The following is an 18,017-nucleotide window of genomic DNA, read 5'->3' as shown; positions in this document are numbered from 1 at the left end:
TATTTCAATATTTTTGTTATGAACGTAGGTCAATTAATAAGTGGAAAAGAGTTTGCAGTTCTTCCTCATGAGGCCAGCATAAAGGAAGTAGCTTACGCTATGGAGATAAACTCAGTAAGCTCTGTGTTATTAAAAGGAGAGGACAAAATTATAGGCATTATCACAGAGAAGGATATTGTAAGGGCTGTAAGTAAAGGGCTAGATTATACACAGCCTGCCATAAATATAGCGAGTAAGGATATTATTAAGGTGGACTACGAGAAGAGTATTTATGACGCTTACGAGATAATGATGAAAAATAATATAAGGCATTTGATAATCGAAAAAGATGGAAAATGCGTCGGTGTAGTGTCTATTAAAGAGTTGATTAAAGCCCTATCGCTTATGCTAGCAGAGACAATGACTTATTGAGCAAAAATTTTCTGTATAAGAGTTATTATCCTTAATCTTAGTTACTCTTTTTCTGGATTCAGAAAAACTATGAAGTACATATAGGGCTATAACGTACGGATAAAGTTATTCTTTTTGAACAAATTTAATTAGAGCTTTATTTTCCATATCTCCTAAAGTGACCTATGAGGGATTTTTCGTTACCTATAACTAGGGGAGGCGAATCGCAAATAGTCTTCCCCCCACCATGGTATTATGGAGTTACATATATAGCAGCACACGTTAAGTTTACAAAGAATTCTGCACTACAACTAATTCCTCAATTCCTCTCAACTGATGGGGATGGGTGGATTTACACAGCCGAGTTCATTTCAACATCTGAGAGCAACTGGAATTACATGTACCTAGATCCTGATTTAGTACAATATATGGAAGGCGCAATAGGCTTAAAGGTAAGGTATAAGGATAAGGACTACCTCTACTACGTATTCATGTGGGTAGATAAGGACTGGGCATTGGTAAGAGGTTGGTTAGACGGATTTCCTAAGAAGTTAGCTAAGATTTCTATGACTAAACTTCACCCATTATTACCAAAAGTATAATAAACTTGAACAAGGGCTAAAAGTAGGAGGTTACGTAGTAAGAGGAGGAGGGATAATGTTTAGGCTTGAGGTAGAACTGCAAGAAAAAGTAGATAGTATTCCGGTCAAGAATTTCGGTCCACTCCTTAATATAAGGAGGTTTGTAAGTAGAGGAGACGGAGAAAGCGATGTTTATGAGCTAGTCAGTAGAGTTAGAGATGATACAGTCCTGGGAGAGATCTGGAAAGGTATTGCAAAAGTAGAGCTTGGAGGCTATGTGAATGATGAGGTCAATAAGTTAGAGGTTGAAAGAGTTATGGCTGGTTATTACTTTACACAGTACTTTAAAGTTACTAGAACACAGCTCATAGAAACTATTTAGTGTTGGTTTTTTAATTGTCGTACCATTTTTATGTCCTTTATATTAGCTCAAGTTATCATCAAAAGGTAAAATCGACAGAATGCTAAAGGGCATTCAAAAAGTGGAGAAACGCATAACTTTTACAAGGACAACATATTATGACTACACAACAATTGGCTAAGATATTATCTTTTCTGAACTGAAATTCTTGCCTATTAAGATAGTTAGTAATGCAGCTATTACTAGGAGAGCTGTTCCAAAGTATACCAATATATCCTCTAATTCAGTTTCTGAAGTTATTATTGATGATAAATATATGAGGACAAATAATAGCCCTACACCGATGTACGTTCCTAATGGCGATCTAGAACTGCCAGTAACTCTCTGTAGGTAAGCAAAATACATCGAAATTGGTACAACAATCCAAGATATTCCTAGACTATTAACCAATAATATTACAAAATACAATAAATTATGTATAAAAATCCCTAAAATTCCAGATATTATTGCATCTATGGGCACTGAGATTAACAGATAAGACGATGTATAGATGTAGAAAATCTTCTCTGATGAAAACCCCTCTGCAACGAAAAACTCTAGAAGTCCGTTCTGTCTATCGTCTGTAAATAATCCCACTGCTAAAGAGGAGAACATAATGCCGAATAATGCAGGAGATGTTAGAAAACCTGAGAGTGCTATAGGAGTTATTATTTTTATTTGTGATATGTAATATATGTCTAGCAACAAAAGGCTTACTGCCAATGCTAAAAAGTAAATTGTTATTGCCCTACTTCTGGTAATCATCCTTTTTATGAAAATAGTGTAGATCATTTCAACAAATCCTCCAGAGGGTTCTTCATCTCTTTAATCTCATAAATTTGTATATTCTTACTTATCAACTCCTGCACTATTTGGTTAACCTTTGAAGGATCATCTACTGTAATAACAAAATACTCACCTTGGTATTCCCCATTTAATATCCTAGAAAGGTCCTGTGAAGCCCTTATTCCTATTTTATACTCCTTAAGCCTAATTTCGCTTATTGGCTTGAAGAACTTTAACTTCCCTTCGTCTATTACAATGACGTATTTCCCAATATCCCTAGCCTCATAAAGGTTATGGGAAGTGTAAATTACAATCTTTGATTTTGATAGCGATACGATCTCTTCCCTTATCTTTGATGCAGTAATAGGATCCAAGTTCTCTGTAGGTTCGTCGAAGAGGTAAATGTCGTAGTTCTTTAAGAAGATCTTGGCAATTGAAACCCTCTTCTTCTGCCCTTGAGATAAATCTGCAATTCTCTTATCCAGTAAGCCCTTTAAGTCAAATTTCTCAATCACATTATTTACGTCCCCACCCAGGATGCTGGAAAAGAATTCTAAAGCCTCCTTTACTCTCATCTCATTAGGTAATGCCAAGGAATGAGAGAGATAAGCAAAAGACCCTTCCTTCATGATTTTTCCTTTCATAGGTTTTAGGATACCTGCAATAGTCCTTAGAAGAGTAGTCTTACCTGCCCCGTTCCTCCCTAAAACAATGTAAACTCCGTTTTCCTTAATCTCGAATGAAACATCCTGAAGAACAACCTTTTTACCGTAGCCGGAACTAACGTCGTAAAGACCTAGCATTTATTACCACCTGTGTCTCCTTGGCATAAAGAATAAGGAAATTACGAAAATTAAAAACCTATAATATAGAGGGCAGGGTTTGCAATTACTATGCCAAATGCTATAAGTGCTACGCCAACTATTAATATAGGTATACCTATTTTTAAGTTAGGCTGAATTTTACCCAGTGCTACAAGGATAATTATAACTATGATAAATATTATGGGAAAAATTGTATAAAATAAACTAAGAAGGGACATGGCAATTAACCCTCAACGTAAGTCGTACAAATCCAGTAATTATCTTACCACGAGATTGATTATAATACGCAGTTCTAATCAACGTATGTAAGCCTATTCGTTGCAATTACTATCACCTCTACTTCTGTATTCCTTTTTAAAATTATCGTTTACGATTTTCAGTAAAAATGCTCTAAAAACTATCTGTATAAAATAAGCTTTGATATTATGTAATAATATTCATTATTTTCTCTCAAAATTTAAATAAAAATTATAATAAAGATAATTATTAATAATATATGCTAAAGCATGTATTATGAAATTTATTATAGTGATTCGTAATATATAAGTGCTAAAATTTAATAATTTTCGTGTATTTTATATATTTCCACTTTTTATTATAGTAGCTAATTTAGGGACAGCGAGTAACTAGATTTAATGCTGTCTTCTTAAATTATTAAATGTCCATAAGTGCAATTAGGAGAACGTATGCTAATAAGGGGAGGGAAAACCAATACAAATACATTCACAGACAGAATTAGATTTTAGCCTTCACCAATTAAGGTTTATTAATAGTCAGCAGTTACTCTAGGAAATTCTTTGTTAGGAGTATCTATCTTACTGTAATTTAAAACTTTAAATACAACCTATCTTTTCATATTATAAGCACGACTAACTTTGTTCTTGCAGTCAAAGATTAGATAATGTATTAATAGGATATATATTATGTAAATGTATTAAATAAAGTTAAGTATAAAATCTCTTTTAACTAATTTTATAAATATTTACTTTCTATTTTTTAATATTATTTATAACAACTAATCTTGTCTTTTTTAATTAAACTAACTAACGAAAACATTAAAAGATATGCTTAAATAAAAGACTTGAGATAATTTATTTTATGGTGTTTTCCCATGACTGATATTGAGTCTAAAATTGCTCGCATGAGGAACTTGTCTCTAATTTTGTATTCTCTGGATTCTTTTTTCGTTGTATTCCTATCTATTCTTATATTCGGAGGAATTTCATTTACCTTGGCAACATCATATACACAATTACACCATGTGGTAATACCTTATGATGGACTTAACTTTATTACAGCCTCGTTTTTAGTGTTTGCGGCGATATTTGATGTAGTCATGGTAATATCAACAGAGATAATGATTGCCAGACTCTTTAATTTCTCCTTAGGAGTTATGGCGTTAACAATTATTTCCGCAATTCTATACTTAGTGCTAAATAATTTTAGGGCAAGCAGTTCCCCTTACGCTGTTTCAATTAAACCGTTTATAGATGTCGTCTCTATCGCAGTAATAATACTTAGCATAGGAGCATTTTACACTGTTTTAACTCTCAAAAAGCTAGAAAAGAGGCTGTCTGAATGATAGTAGATATCAAGATAGAATGGCATAAGGTGAAAGAACTGAAAATTCCATACATATACTGGAGAGACGTAATTGTAGTATTAAGGACTATTGATAAGGTTATTTATGTTACAGCTTGTAAAGACGAACTATCTAAATTTAAACCTCCCCTACAAGCTAGGAACTTCGATTATTATTATCAAATAGGTAAACTCGAGAGTGATGAAGACATAAGGTATTTGGACTGTGTTGCATTAGAATTACAGAAGAAATTAAGGCCTTACATAACTAATAAAATAGAATGTAAAGAAGAGGCGATGATATCATTACAGTCGATGTAAATGCTCTAATATCTTGTCTTGGTAAAGTAATAAAATACGAGGTACGGGGAGATGAAGCAGAGTTTATAGTAATGAATAGAATAATGCTTAAGGGCAAAGTAAAAATCAGTTATGGTATTTTAGAGACCGTCGAGATTGAATTTCATGAGCCCTATGGAAAGGGTAAAATAGAGTTAATGAAAGATAGAGTAGTGGTAACTTATGGAGGAGTTCTAGGGAGTGAGATGAAAAAGATGCTAGAGAGATGCACAGAATTGGTTATATCTAATGAAGCAAAAGAGAAAAGGAGAGTAATGTAAATTCTTCCCAGAACTTTAAATTAATTTCATTATAATTTCTTGGCTTTTATTGAAAATAACTGTAACTCCTCTTCTATAGGCTAAGATTTCTTAGCTTTTCCTCTAATACTCATTACAATTTGAAGTGCGTCAATTTATCTAAAGAATACTAGAACTCAGTCAGATCCTGAAGATCAAGGGTAAACTAGGGCGTACATGGATGCCTAACTTTGTGGAACAGTAGGAATCACATGCGGTGTAGTTACATAGGGTATTTTGTTAGAAGAGAAGCTACTAAGGATATTAAACGCATTATTAAAGGAATTCGAAGCCTGGATTAGAGGAGAAAGCGAGGAGGTACCACTTATAATTGAGATTCATGAAAAAGCGATATCTAACGATACGTATCCTGAACAAGGAATAATAAATTCGGTATTGCAATATATTCTGCAATAGAAGATCTCATGAGAAATTACGATATTAGTAGAAGTTTAGCCGTATTAATATACCATTTAGTGGTTTCTCATCCCTTTGTTGATGGTAATAAGAGAACGGCGTTGGGTTTATTACTAAACATTATTTATGCACTATTCGAAGATTAGATAGAAATCCCACAAAATTTAGTAGATCAATTGATGCAACCCTTAGTAGAAATTGCAGACAACCCTCCAGAAGAAGATGAGGAAGCAATAAACAGATTGAGAAGCATTATAAAGAAAATTATTCAAAACGATTTATATTAGGGATTATTAAGTATCAAGATAATTTTTCTCATTTACGTGGTATTCTCTTACATAAAGGACTTTTCCATGTATTTTTAATACACCAGTTCTATCAAATTCTGCTAGTGCATCGAAATATTCCTTGTATAAAGAAAATATATAGTCAACTCTTTCATGCATTCTTTTTAGAATCTTTCTATCCTCATCACTTATTGTTATTGCCATTTTAGATTACTCTAATATTCAACCAATATATTTTTGATACACGTGTATAGTGCGTTCATTGTATGCGTGCTGTACGTTCTTGAAATGATATTACTCCTATATTCGTGATGCATGATATCATATAGAACATGCATGATTTCTGCATAAATTCACTCAAAAAGTTTCGTAAAAAGAGTTTTACAATTTACTGAAGAGATCGTAATAGCTGGACATAGAAAGTAAGTCAAGGAAAGGGACTATTGCATTATACTAGAATTGCTTTGATTCCCTAACTCTGAAGACTGTAGAGCTTTGCATAACTTTTAATCACTTCTCAATATCATCATGATCATGTATCAGTTTACGGGAATTTCTATTGCTTAAATATTTTCATTTTGGTGCGTGATTAAATAAATCTTATCCAATAAGGATATCTTAGACTTTACAGCGAGTTATTTAATCTTCTTCTATTGCTATTAAATTATTTTTAAGGTTATATAACCTTGCAGGGATTTTCCGATAAAAGCTACTCTATATTTTAAGCAATACTCTCTGAATCTTTTCCTCCATATTTTTGTCATTTTCTGTAAATTAGACCTCTTTTGTATAACCTAGTTAGATAAACTAAGAGTTCTTTCTTCGGGATCCCAATCTTTTCCTCCAAACTTTCAATTTTTACGTAGACTTGTGATAAGACTAGTAAAATCTTCTCTGTATTTTGGAGTTTCTGCATAATTCAATACCGTTAAATTCAGGTTAATAAACGTTAAGTAGTATTAACAGATCTGTTAATATCGATTGCACAGCTCAAAAGTTGAGTCTCTAATCTTATCCCGCCAAGATTAACAGATCTGTATATCTTATTTCCATTATCGTAAGAGCAAGATCTTTTAAGCAAAAAATTTGAGATCTAGACAGGGTTAACAACAACCCGAGGGTGTACTCATAATTTTTTTATCTCCTTCTCTAATTTATTATCAGTGTTAAATATTATGACCGGAACAGATAGAGTTTATCAGCTGATTAAGCTTCTCCTTTACGTTGCTAAAGAGGAAGGAGTTGAGGTTACTGCAACGAAGCTACAGAAGATATTCTTCTTACTTGAAAAGGAGGAAGGAGTTGATTTAGGCCTTGAATTTACGCCTTGGTTCTTCGGCCCCTACTCAAGTCTGCTTCAAGACTATATTGATAAGCTAATCGAAAAGGGAGACGTGAGCGTCGAGGAGCAAGAGGTAAAAGACGTGTTAAGCGGTCAAGTAGTCGGGTATAAGAGAGTTTACGTCCTCAGTTCAGACTTTAACACTAGTCAGGACGATAAAAGCATAGAGGAGTTCTTTAGAAAGTGGGTTAGGATGAGCAGGAGCGAGATTTTAAATTACGTTTACAGAAAGTATCCGGAATACGCTAAGTATTCCCTAATTAGGGATAAGATTTTGGGAGTCCTTAATGAGTAAAAAGAGGAAATCGGTTTTCGTAGAATTTATCAGCAACTCTCTAGAGTTTCTTGATGTAGCACTTAGCATATACGACAAGTTACAGAGCGGCAAGGAGCCGCCCTTTTCTGGCGTAAGGTCTTTAGAGTATCAAAAGATTTTTAACCTAGCAAGATCTTTCGAAACTTTGAGCAAAGCCTATCTCTCCGCATATGGTGGATTAATTGTATATCCAGCTTTTTTAATAGCTAAAGTCAGAAAAGGAAGCCAAGCAGCTTCCAGGTACGAGCAGAAGGTTATAAAATCCTTAGGAATATTAGTAAATCAGTCTTTAAACGAGGAAAAAATTAAGAAAAATCTAGGGCATGACCCCGTAGGTAAGTCCCAAATTCCATCCCTTTTGAGAGCTACAGCAAAGTTCTTAAGACAATTAAGGGAAAAGGAAATTGCACAGTTATATGAGCAAGTTGCAAATTATTTGGAACAGAGCGACAGGACTTATATACAATTGAGGGAGATAAGAACGAGAATGCTTTCTGTAATTCAGCTAAAGGAAGCTCATGAACGACTGCTCAATATCATTGAAAAGTGTTTACAATCAGGGTCTGAGGACGAGATTTGTAAAAACTTGCCCAGTGACGCCGAGAAAGTATTTGGCGTTTACAAGGAGAAGCCTTACCTAGTTGATCAGATACTAACGATGCTGGACTTAGGGATTCAAGAGATGTTTGACGCTATGGTTTATACGGCCTATCTAGCTAAGGCTGCTGCAATTGCGGATTATAGAATAGGTAGGGATGAAAAATACTTAGAGGAAGTGAGAGATCATCAGAAGGAAATTATTGAATTTATGATGAAATATGCACAAATAAACAAGGAGCTTAAGAAGAGCGACGAGTTGGACGAATTTATGAGTGAAGTTGAGGATAATGCTAGACAACACTTGACCGAGGAGAGCTGAGCTACATTGCCTATTCGTTCAGGATTAGCAGATGTTCTAATGCAAGTCCGAAATAGTTCTCTGGATTAAAAACGGTAGCACCATCTTATGACCACATATTCCTTCAATTTCATCTAGGCAAACCGGGGAAGTTTATTCAATTTTTCTCACGAATCTTTTTCCCCATTAGATCCCATTTATGTGTTTTTACTGTTTAGTTAACAGTTTTTCAAAATTCAATGAAAATAATCAGCATATCCTTTTTAATATTCTCAACAAATATATACCTATGAGAATTGAAGATAAGGACGAGAATGGGGAGGGTTACTTAGTTATTGAGAGTAAGGAAGATTTTAAGAAGTTTAAGGAGGACTTGCTTAGACTGGCAAAGGAAAAAGCTAAGGCCCGTAAGCCTTCTTATGAGACCCAACCTCCAAAATAAATACAATACAGTTTTTGGGTTCACGCTGTAAAGTATCCTTATATCACCCGTAACTTCTATTGAAAACATGGGATTTCCATACTTATCCTTTCCCAGTTTCTCTCTGGAGTATTTGAAAGGATTTTCCTGTAATAATTCTAGTTTCTCTAAAATAAGCATTATCAGCTTATCATTATACGTATCCGTAGCATACTCTAAAAACTCTCTGTAACTCTTTACCTTTCTCATCATGAACTTCAATTCCCAATCCTTACAAACCACAATAAGATAAGAAGAAAAGCGTATTTAAAAATCTTTTTAATTTCGTATATTATCACATTATAAATAATAATATAGGTAAGTCTAAGTAATACGCTGTTAACAGAAAACCAATAAAAATTGCTAAGCTCTCTTCGTCTCGCTTTCCCTCATCAGTTTAACCACTCTGTGTTCCAGGTCGAACTAGTCCACTGTAATACTATATACCTCTCCGGTCCGGAGCCCAGTCTCTACCAAGAGCAGACCTTAGCTCCCATGTGACCTATTACACAAAGACCTTCTTCTGAAGGTCTAGGTCAAGTTCTCCAGTCTGTGCTTATTCTTGCCCTTAGGTACTGTGAAGGACGAGTAGAGCGGGTGGGCAAGGGGAGGGCTCTTCTCCCTTATTACAGTCTTTATGAAGAGTTTCACGGAATTGGCAGTATGCCGGGCTATGTTTGGGCTATCAGCGAGCTTCTCTCGAATCACGTCAGGAGTCAGCTCATAGCCCAGTTCAGCTAACCCCCTTCTTCAAGCACCTTAAACGTATGTCCTTTTTAGACTTACCTTCAAGCAGTGTTTCGAACTTCTTTACATCTTCCTCGCTTACAACATACGCGTTTATAGTCGTCCTTAAGTAGTCCCCCATATACTGGTACAGTAACGTTATGGAGAAGTTTCTAAAGCACTCGCCTTTTAACGCTTTCACTATAACACTTAATGCGACCATTGGGTCTACATTTATCGTTTTCAGTCATAGAGTGCGTCTCTTAGCTCTTTAACACTGAGCGTCTCTACAGTGTTAGTTATTATTTCGTCCGGGATCCTCTTTACCTGTAACACACTTATATAAAGGTACTCCTATCTATGCCCAACTTTTGTGCAACGTAACTAAGCCCGTTTTTCTATAGTTTTCTTCAATATTCGTATTTTTGCTCACTATCAAGTTTATTTACTTCAATCCTTACCATAATCTCACATTAAATGGTGACAGCGTTGCAAAAATATCCTTCGCTGTTGCAAATCCCTTATATCTATAGAGAACGAAACTCTCTTTCAAAATGTGAAGAAATTGGTGCTCCGGCCGGGATTTGAACCCGGGTCACAGGCTCGAAAGGCTAGATAACGTTTCAGTTAAACGTCAAAAAGAAACGTTTTGTGTTGCACGTTGAAGTAAGCTTAGAACTGTCACGTGAAAGAAAAGTAGAATAAAATGATAGCAGAAATCGGTTAGCGTTTCAATGCGTTAACTCCCCAGATACATGAGTATTATGTAAATACAAATAGTTGGCCTAGTATGTATATGATAATGTAAGCTACAAATAGCAATATTTTAAGCTTAGAGTCGATATCTCTATAAATTTCAATCACGGCGAAAGCAGAGATGAGTATAGGGATTAGTGCATCAAATGTTATATATATGAATTGTAACGTAGAAGAGAAATTATAAAAAATATTTGTTATTGATAGAAAATTATTTATCATATAATTCATAAAAATATGTCTAATAATCGACATCAAATAGCCAATTATAAAATCAACAAGCATAAGAAGGATTCCTTGTATTATACTATCTTCATCACTCATTTTATCTCCAACTTATTAAGTATATCATCGGATGGGAAAAATAATTCGGTTATGAGTAGATTAGATTAAAAACTTTACTACCGAGATTTCTCTGTTAACTCCCCAGTTAACGATATAGATATTGTTACTTACTGAATAGCTCAGTTAAGACCTCTTTTAGGATTTCTATTACTAGTCTTGCATCATGCTCGGTTATATCGTTTAAAGCGTCGTCCCAGGCGTGAGCTCCGTAATTGCCGAACACTCTAATAGCATTTAGTAAATCCGACACTTTGTCACTAAGCACTCTCTGATTAGACTGTTTTCTCTTTTCTTTCTGTATAAAATCCCCTATAGTTTCCTTTTCAGTTATTAACCCTTTTCTAAGTAATGCCAGTTCTAAAGTCCTTCTTGCCATCACTACAGAAGCCCTATATGCACCAGCATTAAAGCTTCTGATTGCTTCAAAGTAATTTACAATTACTTCAGGAGGAACTGTATCTGGTAATCTCTCAGATTCTAAGTAAAATGTGTACCATCCATTAATCCATGTCTTTAGTAGATTTTTATTTACTTTAAAAAAGAGAATAGGTGTAACTTTTATGGTTTTTTGTGATGGTGTTCCTGCGTTAAATAAAGCACTAAAGGTAAGCCTTAACTTAAGTATTACATCATCAGAACTTATTCTATCAGTAGTGTAACTGTATAGTCTTAAGGCTATATAGGGTTCAACTATACAAATAAAATTAGCATACTTGGTTGAATTAGGTGCTAGAAAATAGTCATAAGTCATGATAACGTTATTATTAGACGTATATGCCTCTGTAGTCTCTAATGCCTCTATAGTCTCTAAAGTTCTACAAATATATTCGTGTCCATTATCTCCTACTATGTCAAGATATCCCTCTATCGGAAACCAAATTTCCACGTTATTCTTCCCTGAATTTCTAAAGGCTAAAGAAATATAGAAACCTCCCCTTCCGCTAGTAAGCTGCGTCGCAATTATTAATGGGCCAGTAACTATATTATTATAAATTCTGAACGGACCTATTTTAACGTTAGAATATATTTTCATATTATCTCCTCCTTATACTTTAAACAATACATCCTCTCCTTTCCAGCCCTACTTTTATGCCATTTCCTTTCTATTATTCCCCTCTTAGCTAGCCTCGTCAGATAAACCAACAGTTCCTTCTTGTCTACTCTAGTCTTCTCGTGTAAATATTCTAAACTGCAGCAGCTCCCTGGAGCCTTAGCCATGACCATAAGTATAAGCTGAGTAATGGTAAACTTTGACTTATGTTTCTCTATCTTAACTTCCATAAAATTGTAGTGAGAAATGATCCTTAATAAACCTTAACTAGGATTAACAAAGTGTTACCTCCTTAGAAGGGGGACAGAAATTAGGTTTACTAACTGGGAATATCAGGATTAACAAAGTGTTATGTTTGTCGTCATGAGCGAAAGATCAATCATCTTTTGAGCAAAAATTTGGGATCCTAACAGGGTTAACAAATCCGCATAGAGTGGCTTACTCCTCATCTCTTTTTAATCAACACTAGATTAGGATAATAGGTAAGTAAAGATAATGGTACGGGGACATTAGAGCGATTATGATTTATCGTAGTAATCTCAAACCTTACCTAATATTTCAGAATACCTCATTCTCTTCCCATCCCCTATGTATAGGCAACTGTCTTTTATTGGGCATGAGTGATAGGGCAAATCTAACATAATATTCAATCTCCCTGCGAAAATTTTAGAGTAAAAAAGTTTATCTGTATGAATTGCTTAAATATAAGGGATGGAGTTTACACTTTCAGTTACTCTTAAAGTTTCAGACCCTTACACTTTTTCTAAATCGCGAATAGTCGGAAGGAATAACAAAAATTTGGTGAGTCTTAATGGAAACTAAGACCGAAGACCTCTTCCCTGAGCATAACAAGAGACTAAGTGAGAGCATAAGGCAAAGCGTAGGGCGGGACAAGAAGATCGTGGTCATAGGCCCTCCAAGAGCTGGGAAGTCTTTCTTTATAGAGAACTACCTCAGTGCCCCTGACGACAAAGACGAGACGATAGGGATTCTCGAGGTCGATGCAAGCAAATGGAATTTGACAGGCAAATTAAAGGAGTATATTAACGATCTAGGTAATCGTATCAAGAGGTTCTTCGGCGGAGGAGTTAAAGACCTCGCGAGCTTAGGGATTGTTGACATTGGTGACGCGAGAGGAGTAGAAGTACCTGAAGAATATGTTAATCACTTAAAGGAGTTGAAGAAGGAGGGTAAGCAGATAGTATTCTACTCCATACCCCCCACCGAGGCTAAGGAGTTAGTGAGGATTTTAGACGAGGAGAAGGTGAAGTTTATATGGCTAGGTAAGGAGTACATACCCCCCGGGTTACTAAAGCTGATGAAGGATGAGAAGAAGTTAAGGGAACAGTTAAGGTTGTATAAGAGGCTGAACAAACTGTTCGGGATAAATGTCGAGGAGGGTGTCCTGCTCCTCTACTTAAGCCAAAGGCTAGTTAGGGCTTTAACGGACAAGGCACCGGACTTCGTATCCTTTATAGCCGGGAGGTTCGGTAGTCTACTCCAACCTGTCTCACTGCTTGTTGAAGTGCTTATCACAGCACTAATTTTTGACAGCCTGGGTGATAAGAGGGAGCTCTACAAATCCCTCTTTGAGACTTTAGACATCTGGACTAAGCTTGATGAGGAGTTAAAGTGCTTAACAGCGGCAAACCTGGCCTTTATAATGAGGCTGACCCCAGAAGTAGTTTACAATACAATGGAAAAGCTGAGCAATGAAGACGTTAAGAAGGAGATAGAGAAGTTGAAGGAGGCCATAAGCTTAACCAGTCTTGGCTCGGGTACAATCGTATTCCCGCAAGTTAACGGGGAAGATTTAATAGGCCTCGGTGTATATAACGGGAAGATCTATGAAGGGAAGAATGTCTATAACCTTGTCACCGTGAGGTTTGAGGACATAGCTAAGGAGATCGAGAAGAGTCTTATTAACTCTAAGGGTAAGGATCCCGAATATAGGATGTTTTTCATCGTTGGTTCTAAGGGTATAGGGAAGAGTACCCTAGTCCATTACGTCATAGCCGACTTGCTCCAGAAGAACGAGTTCACCTGGGCTGTAAGGGTATCTAGCCCTAACATAAACCCTTGGGCATTCAGAGTCAGTGATGGCGAAGTCATCCTCTTTTACGACTATTACCCTTACGAAGCCTATACCAGTGAGAGTCCTGCAAGGATAGGAGTGAATGTTAGGGACGTAGTCGACATTATCGAGAGTTTGAGAAGGATACTAGAAAATCATAAGAACGCTTACGCAATAATCGTGCTCTCTGACGATATATTAAGCTCGGGACAAGAGTCCTATTTAAAAGACCTTATAGACGGTTTACCGCAACAGCAGAAGATTCCGGTTGAGTTGCATTCTGAGGACTTCATTAGGGAGGTAGTAAAGAGTTATAGTGGTTGCAGTAATGTCGGTGAGGTAGCTAAGGCTATAGTGGACAATTATAAGGAGGGCGGTTATACTTTGTTAGCTAAGTACGCCGGCCTCTGGCTTAAGGTAAATAACTGTAATTACGGGGACGTTAAGAAAGTCCTGGAGGAGAGTAAAAACGAGCCGAAAATGTTCCTGAAGAAGTATATTAATACAGTCCTTGAACAAACTACTATGAACTGGTACGCCATACCCCTACTTATTCACGTCTTTTTAGGTGAAGTTCCTATCAGGGTCTCAGAGGAGTTACCCTTTTGGTTGAATGATGAGAAGACGGGCAGTGGTTATGCAGAGTATGCAAAAGCGGTAGCCCCGTGGATCGCAACAAGGAAGGAAGATTTGGTGGAAGAGGCTCTTGAAGAATACCTAGGAGATCTTATATTAGGAAGGAACCTTAAAGAATATCGAAAAGAGCCTGTAGATATTAATATTTTAAAATATGTCTTAACTAACGGGAAATTAAAAGAGATAATAAAAAGTGTTAACAAGAGTATAAAGGACTATTTCACAGAACTTAAAAATGCGGAGGTTAATGACCGTGACCTCGATGTGATTAAGGATATTATCGGCTATGATGAGGGGTTACGGGGTCAAGACTTTTATGCTGTGCTTGAAGGGTGGGCTTCAGGAGGTAATAAGGCTTCCGATAAGCATGAAACCGTCATTTACACCGTACTTAGTGCGGTCATTAGGGAGTTCCTCAGGGACAAACTACTAGAGGGAGGGCAGGAGATTGACAGACCTAATTTGGAATTATTACTTAGGCTGGCCGATAGGACTGCCCTCCAAGAGTCAGCTATTGACTTGTTTGATGAGGCTAACGGGGAATTAAAAGAGTACATCTTCACCGAAAGCCGTGAAGTTCCAAATAGCATCAGGTATGCCGTTCACGGATTACCGCCCTTCATAAACGGCTTATTTAATAAGAGCGGTGATAAGTACGTAAAACCTGTTAACAGTAGTTGGTGCGAATATCTTGAACGGATTGAAGTGGGTCAAGAAGGAGTGATGGGGATCCCCGATGTCGCAGCCGGCGCAGCGCTTTACCTACTCTCCATCCCGGAAGAACTTTCCGACGAATGTAAGGAGAAGATCATAGACGCTATTAGCGCCCTTCAAGAAGTAAATAAATATAGTATTTACGCCATTGGTAACGCGTTTCTACGCTTTTTAGTGAAAAATAATTCTCTAAATGATATATCAGCTTATGAACTTTCTGCTGTATTGACCAATATTCCTCTAGTGGAATGGAAACCCGATTTTCTGAGGGTACTACTTGAGGCCGGTTATAGGCTCAAAGATAAAATAAAAGACGACACGCTAAAGAAAATTTACACAATTGGGGCGATTCGCGGTTTAATAGCGTTAGGGGAATTAGGAGTACAAATCGATAAATCTATTATAAGTGAAGCAGAAAGTCTCATGAGTTTAGAAGATGAAATACTTCTTCCTTATCAGGCGGGTTTAGCTAACGGCCTGATGTCCTTTTATCTCTTCAACGACGATACTGATGCAAGAAAACTGGCGGAGAGGCTCGAAAAAGTGGGGGAATCTCTAGATAAGGTAAACTGGGATGAGGTGGCGGGTTGGTTTAATAAGAAGGGGATAGAAGTGGACAAAGACGGGTTAAAAGAAGACACAAAAGCATTCGTGTTTTATACTTTGGCACAATATTACCGCGGGCTATATGATATCGGGAATGAGAAGAAGTATATAGACGCTTATTATGACGCAATCATAAAAATGCATAGAGGGGAGGAAGAAGCAAAGAAATACTTCCCGAATGATTACTTTTTAGCATTAATAAAACGCGATACGCTTAATGCAATCCTGGGAGAAGACTTGAGTAAGGCTCTCGAAATGGTTGTTAAGGACTCTGAGGAAGCCTTTACTCATTCGCCGTCAATCGGAACAGGTACTATTCAAATAATTATAAGGGAGTACTTAATAGCCTCAGCCTATTTGGGCAGGCTGGACAAGGCGTTGGAAGTAGTTAATGACGATTACACTCTAAGATATCCTTTATTAAGTATGGGTAGTGAAGTTTTGCTCGAGCTTTATTCTCTGTTTTACTACCTCACCGGAGGGAAGTTCCGCGATAAGGTTATGGAGTATGCAAAGACGATGGCTAATAATAAAGTGCTATCTAACGATGAGCCAAAAAGAGATGATAGAATTTTAGATGATATTGATGAAAAACCTGTGTGTAGTAGGGCTATAAGTGAAATACAAAGAGGTTTAGTGAGAGACTTGGGGCTTAACGAGTCTGATGCATCAGATCTGATTTATATATTCCTCAATACTAAACCCGGGACTATTTCCCTCAATACTAAACCTGGGACTATTTCCCTTCTGTCCTTGAGTATGTTTTTCTCCGGCTTAGAAGTGGTTAAGGGGTTGGCTGAGTGTTTGGCAGAACATAGGCCTGGAGAAGAAGCTGAGCTCTTAACTAAGGTGTCTAAGGTGAGTGATGAGGAGGAGTTTAAGGACGCGTTAGTTAGATTAGCAATGTACTTGTTCCTTTAAGCACTGAATTCTGGGACTACTTTAGGGCGTTAAGGTGTTGCCGGTTTTTAACCCTTATGAGATGCCTTATGTCCGGTTAAAGACGTGTGGTAATATTAGGTAAGTTTGCCGGGTTCTTCCGTACTTGGTTAGGCATTAAGGGTCAAGGTAGTGCAGTATATGTATCAGCATTGTCTGAGCATATGATTCTTACTGTTCAATAAAATTAGGTGTGCTATTCATTATCTCATGTTTATCCTTGACCTTCAGTGCTTGACTAAGTATAACACTAATGGGATTAAGCATGATTATCAGTTGAAATTATTGACCTCGTAATTACATTTCATAGAATGTTTATATTTGTAAGATTAGAATGCTATGGTGATGAAAAAGCGTACAAGAAAAGATTGTTCGGATGAACTTTCTGGAGAAGAGAAGGGAGCTATTGATCTAATTCTTATGAGATATGGTATTAAGCCTGCCTCAGACTATTACAAATTCGGTATAAAGATAAAGAAAATTATCGATAGGTATAGGAATAATCCTAACCTGGATAAAGAGATAAGCGAAATAGCGGAAGAGTATGCAATAAAGGAAGAATTGAATAAAGATGCTCTGACAGATATTGCGATGCATTTAAAAAACAAACAATAGTACAATTTTTCTCTGTTAACTGGGAAGTTAACACAATTTTTCTCACAACAAAATTTGATGACTAGCGCATATCTACTCTGTTAGTCCAATTTTTCAAAATTCAATAAGGAAAAATCAATCAGTACATTGCTTTAATAACCTCTGTAAGAAGTTTATACATATGAAGACTGTGAAGAAAGGAGAAGACACTTTTGTTGAATTCAGCGACTTTAGTGAAGTAAGGGAAGTGTTTAAGGAGGCTATTAAAGAAATTGAAGAGGAAGAGAAGGCTAACGCCCATAAACCTTCTTATGAGATCCGATCTCCCAAATAAAAACTACACAATTTTTTGAATCCACACTGTAAAGTATTCTTATATCTCCAGTAACCTCAATGGAGAACATTGGGTTCCCGTATTTATCTATTCCAAGCTTCTCCCTAGCGTACTTAAATGGATCTTCATTTATTAACTCCAATTTTTCAAGAATAAGCCTTAGAAGTTTCGATTGAGGGAAATTTCTTTTTAACCATTCTATGAACTCTTTTCTATCCATCTCGCCCTTAACTAAAAATCTGAAAATCCACTTCTTGCAAAACACAATAAAAGAAATAGAATGTATATTTAAAAATCTTTCTCTTTTCGTATATTATCTCAT

General features: G+C 36.4%; 17 protein-coding genes and 4 pseudogenes. 11 read left to right on the top strand and 10 right to left on the bottom strand.

Going from position 1 to position 18,017, the window contains the following annotated elements; all coding sequences use genetic code 11:
• The first annotated feature begins 18 nt into the window (after positions 1 to 18).
• Together HS5_RS05755 and HS5_RS05750 are read left to right on the top strand one after the other, a co-directional pair.
• Positions 19 to 411: a CBS domain-containing protein gene (locus tag HS5_RS05755; protein ID WP_236753213.1), complete on the top strand. Its 393-nt coding sequence runs from the start codon at positions 19 to 21 to the stop codon at positions 409 to 411.
• Between the two features lie 164 nt (positions 412 to 575).
• A pseudogene (locus tag HS5_RS05750) lies at positions 576 to 1,353 on the top strand (acetoacetate decarboxylase family protein).
• A gap of 156 nt (positions 1,354 to 1,509) precedes the next feature.
• Here HS5_RS05750 and HS5_RS05745 read toward each other — a convergent pair.
• Genes HS5_RS05745 through HS5_RS05735 form a run of 3 tightly spaced genes read right to left on the bottom strand, consistent with a single transcriptional unit; the run spans position 1,510 to position 3,199 of the window.
• Complete coding sequence (locus tag HS5_RS05745; RefSeq protein WP_236753212.1) at positions 1,510 to 2,163, bottom strand: hypothetical protein; 654 nt, start codon at positions 2,161 to 2,163, stop codon at positions 1,510 to 1,512.
• Positions 2,160 to 2,960, bottom strand: a complete 801-nt coding sequence (locus HS5_RS05740; RefSeq protein WP_236753211.1) for an ABC transporter ATP-binding protein — start codon at positions 2,958 to 2,960, stop codon at positions 2,160 to 2,162. Before HS5_RS05740 ends, HS5_RS05745 begins: the two co-directional genes overlap by 4 nt.
• Positions 2,961 to 3,010: 50 nt before the next feature.
• A complete protein-coding gene (locus HS5_RS05735) occupies positions 3,011 to 3,199 on the bottom strand; it encodes a hypothetical protein (RefSeq protein ID WP_236753210.1) in 189 nt (62 codons plus the stop codon).
• Positions 3,200 to 4,092: 893 nt separating this feature from the next.
• On the opposite strand from HS5_RS05735, the gene HS5_RS05730 reads away from it, so the two are divergent.
• The 4 genes and pseudogenes from HS5_RS05730 to HS5_RS05715 all read left to right on the top strand — a co-directional run bounded on the left by HS5_RS05730 (position 4,093) and on the right by HS5_RS05715 (position 5,904).
• Positions 4,093 to 4,563 (top strand): hypothetical protein, encoded by a 471-nt coding sequence (locus tag HS5_RS05730; protein WP_236753209.1) that lies wholly within the window; start codon positions 4,093 to 4,095, stop codon positions 4,561 to 4,563.
• Positions 4,560 to 4,883 carry a hypothetical protein gene (locus tag HS5_RS05725; protein WP_236753208.1) on the top strand — a complete coding sequence of 108 codons (324 nt, stop codon included), beginning with the start codon at positions 4,560 to 4,562 and terminating at the stop codon, positions 4,881 to 4,883. Before HS5_RS05730 ends, HS5_RS05725 begins: the two co-directional genes overlap by 4 nt.
• Before the next feature lie 71 nt (positions 4,884 to 4,954).
• Positions 4,955 to 5,182: a hypothetical protein gene (locus tag HS5_RS05720; RefSeq protein ID WP_236753207.1), complete on the top strand. Its 228-nt coding sequence runs from the start codon at positions 4,955 to 4,957 to the stop codon at positions 5,180 to 5,182.
• Positions 5,183 to 5,434: 252 nt separating this feature from the next.
• Positions 5,435 to 5,904: pseudogene (locus tag HS5_RS05715) on the top strand (type II toxin-antitoxin system death-on-curing family toxin).
• A gap of 6 nt (positions 5,905 to 5,910) precedes the next feature.
• Here HS5_RS05715 and HS5_RS05710 read toward each other — a convergent pair.
• Positions 5,911 to 6,108, bottom strand: coding sequence for a hypothetical protein (locus tag HS5_RS05710; protein ID WP_236753206.1), 198 nt, complete (start codon positions 6,106 to 6,108; stop codon positions 5,911 to 5,913).
• 455 nt (positions 6,109 to 6,563) lie between these two features.
• Positions 6,564 to 6,820: pseudogene (locus HS5_RS05705) on the bottom strand (DNA-binding protein).
• 259 nt (positions 6,821 to 7,079) lie between these two features.
• On the opposite strand from HS5_RS05705, the gene HS5_RS05700 reads away from it, so the two are divergent.
• The 3 genes from HS5_RS05700 to HS5_RS05690 all read left to right on the top strand — a co-directional run bounded on the left by HS5_RS05700 (position 7,080) and on the right by HS5_RS05690 (position 8,902).
• Positions 7,080 to 7,541, top strand: a complete 462-nt coding sequence (locus HS5_RS05700; protein ID WP_236753472.1) for a conjugal transfer protein — start codon at positions 7,080 to 7,082, stop codon at positions 7,539 to 7,541.
• Positions 7,534 to 8,481, top strand: a complete 948-nt coding sequence (locus tag HS5_RS05695) for a conjugal transfer protein (RefSeq protein ID WP_236753205.1) — start codon at positions 7,534 to 7,536, stop codon at positions 8,479 to 8,481. Before HS5_RS05700 ends, HS5_RS05695 begins: the two co-directional genes overlap by 8 nt.
• Before the next feature lie 268 nt (positions 8,482 to 8,749).
• Positions 8,750 to 8,902 (top strand): hypothetical protein, encoded by a 153-nt coding sequence (locus tag HS5_RS05690; RefSeq protein ID WP_236753204.1) that lies wholly within the window; start codon positions 8,750 to 8,752, stop codon positions 8,900 to 8,902.
• Here HS5_RS05690 and HS5_RS05685 read toward each other — a convergent pair.
• The 4 genes and pseudogenes from HS5_RS05685 to HS5_RS05670 all read right to left on the bottom strand — a co-directional run bounded on the left by HS5_RS05685 (position 8,859) and on the right by HS5_RS05670 (position 12,028).
• Positions 8,859 to 9,163: pseudogene (locus HS5_RS05685) on the bottom strand (type II toxin-antitoxin system RelE/ParE family toxin). The gene HS5_RS05690 and the pseudogene HS5_RS05685 overlap by 44 nt on opposite strands.
• A 1,245-nt stretch (positions 9,164 to 10,408) precedes the next feature.
• The gene (locus tag HS5_RS05680; protein WP_236753203.1) at positions 10,409 to 10,726 is read right to left on the bottom strand and encodes a hypothetical protein; all 318 of its coding nucleotides are present in this window, start codon (positions 10,724 to 10,726) and stop codon (positions 10,409 to 10,411) included.
• A gap of 124 nt (positions 10,727 to 10,850) precedes the next feature.
• On the bottom strand, positions 10,851 to 11,780 hold the full coding sequence (locus HS5_RS05675; RefSeq protein ID WP_236753202.1) for a DUF4145 domain-containing protein: 930 nt from the start codon (positions 11,778 to 11,780) through the stop codon (positions 10,851 to 10,853).
• A complete protein-coding gene (locus tag HS5_RS05670) occupies positions 11,777 to 12,028 on the bottom strand; it encodes a plasmid regulator (RefSeq protein WP_236753201.1) in 252 nt (83 codons plus the stop codon). The genes HS5_RS05675 and HS5_RS05670 overlap by 4 nt, the downstream gene beginning before the upstream one ends.
• A gap of 581 nt (positions 12,029 to 12,609) precedes the next feature.
• Here HS5_RS05670 and HS5_RS05665 point away from each other — a divergent pair.
• Both HS5_RS05665 and HS5_RS05660 read left to right on the top strand, forming a co-directional pair.
• A complete protein-coding gene (locus tag HS5_RS05665; RefSeq protein ID WP_236753200.1) occupies positions 12,610 to 16,749 on the top strand; it encodes a hypothetical protein in 4,140 nt (1,379 codons plus the stop codon).
• A 363-nt stretch (positions 16,750 to 17,112) separates the two neighbouring features.
• Positions 17,113 to 17,382, top strand: a complete 270-nt coding sequence (locus HS5_RS05660) for a hypothetical protein (protein WP_236753199.1) — start codon at positions 17,113 to 17,115, stop codon at positions 17,380 to 17,382.
• Between the two features lie 269 nt (positions 17,383 to 17,651).
• Here HS5_RS05660 and HS5_RS05655 read toward each other — a convergent pair whose 3' ends face one another.
• Positions 17,652 to 17,960 carry a type II toxin-antitoxin system RelE/ParE family toxin gene (locus HS5_RS05655; RefSeq protein WP_236753198.1) on the bottom strand — a complete coding sequence of 103 codons (309 nt, stop codon included), beginning with the start codon at positions 17,958 to 17,960 and terminating at the stop codon, positions 17,652 to 17,654.
• Between the last annotated feature and the right edge of the window lie 57 nt (positions 17,961 to 18,017).

This window comes from Acidianus sp. HS-5 (assembly GCF_021655615.1).
GTDB lineage: Archaea > Thermoproteota > Thermoprotei_A > Sulfolobales > Sulfolobaceae > Acidianus.
The sequence above is the reverse complement of the archived record's forward strand: the minus strand, read 5'-3'. Positions and strand labels throughout refer to the sequence as shown.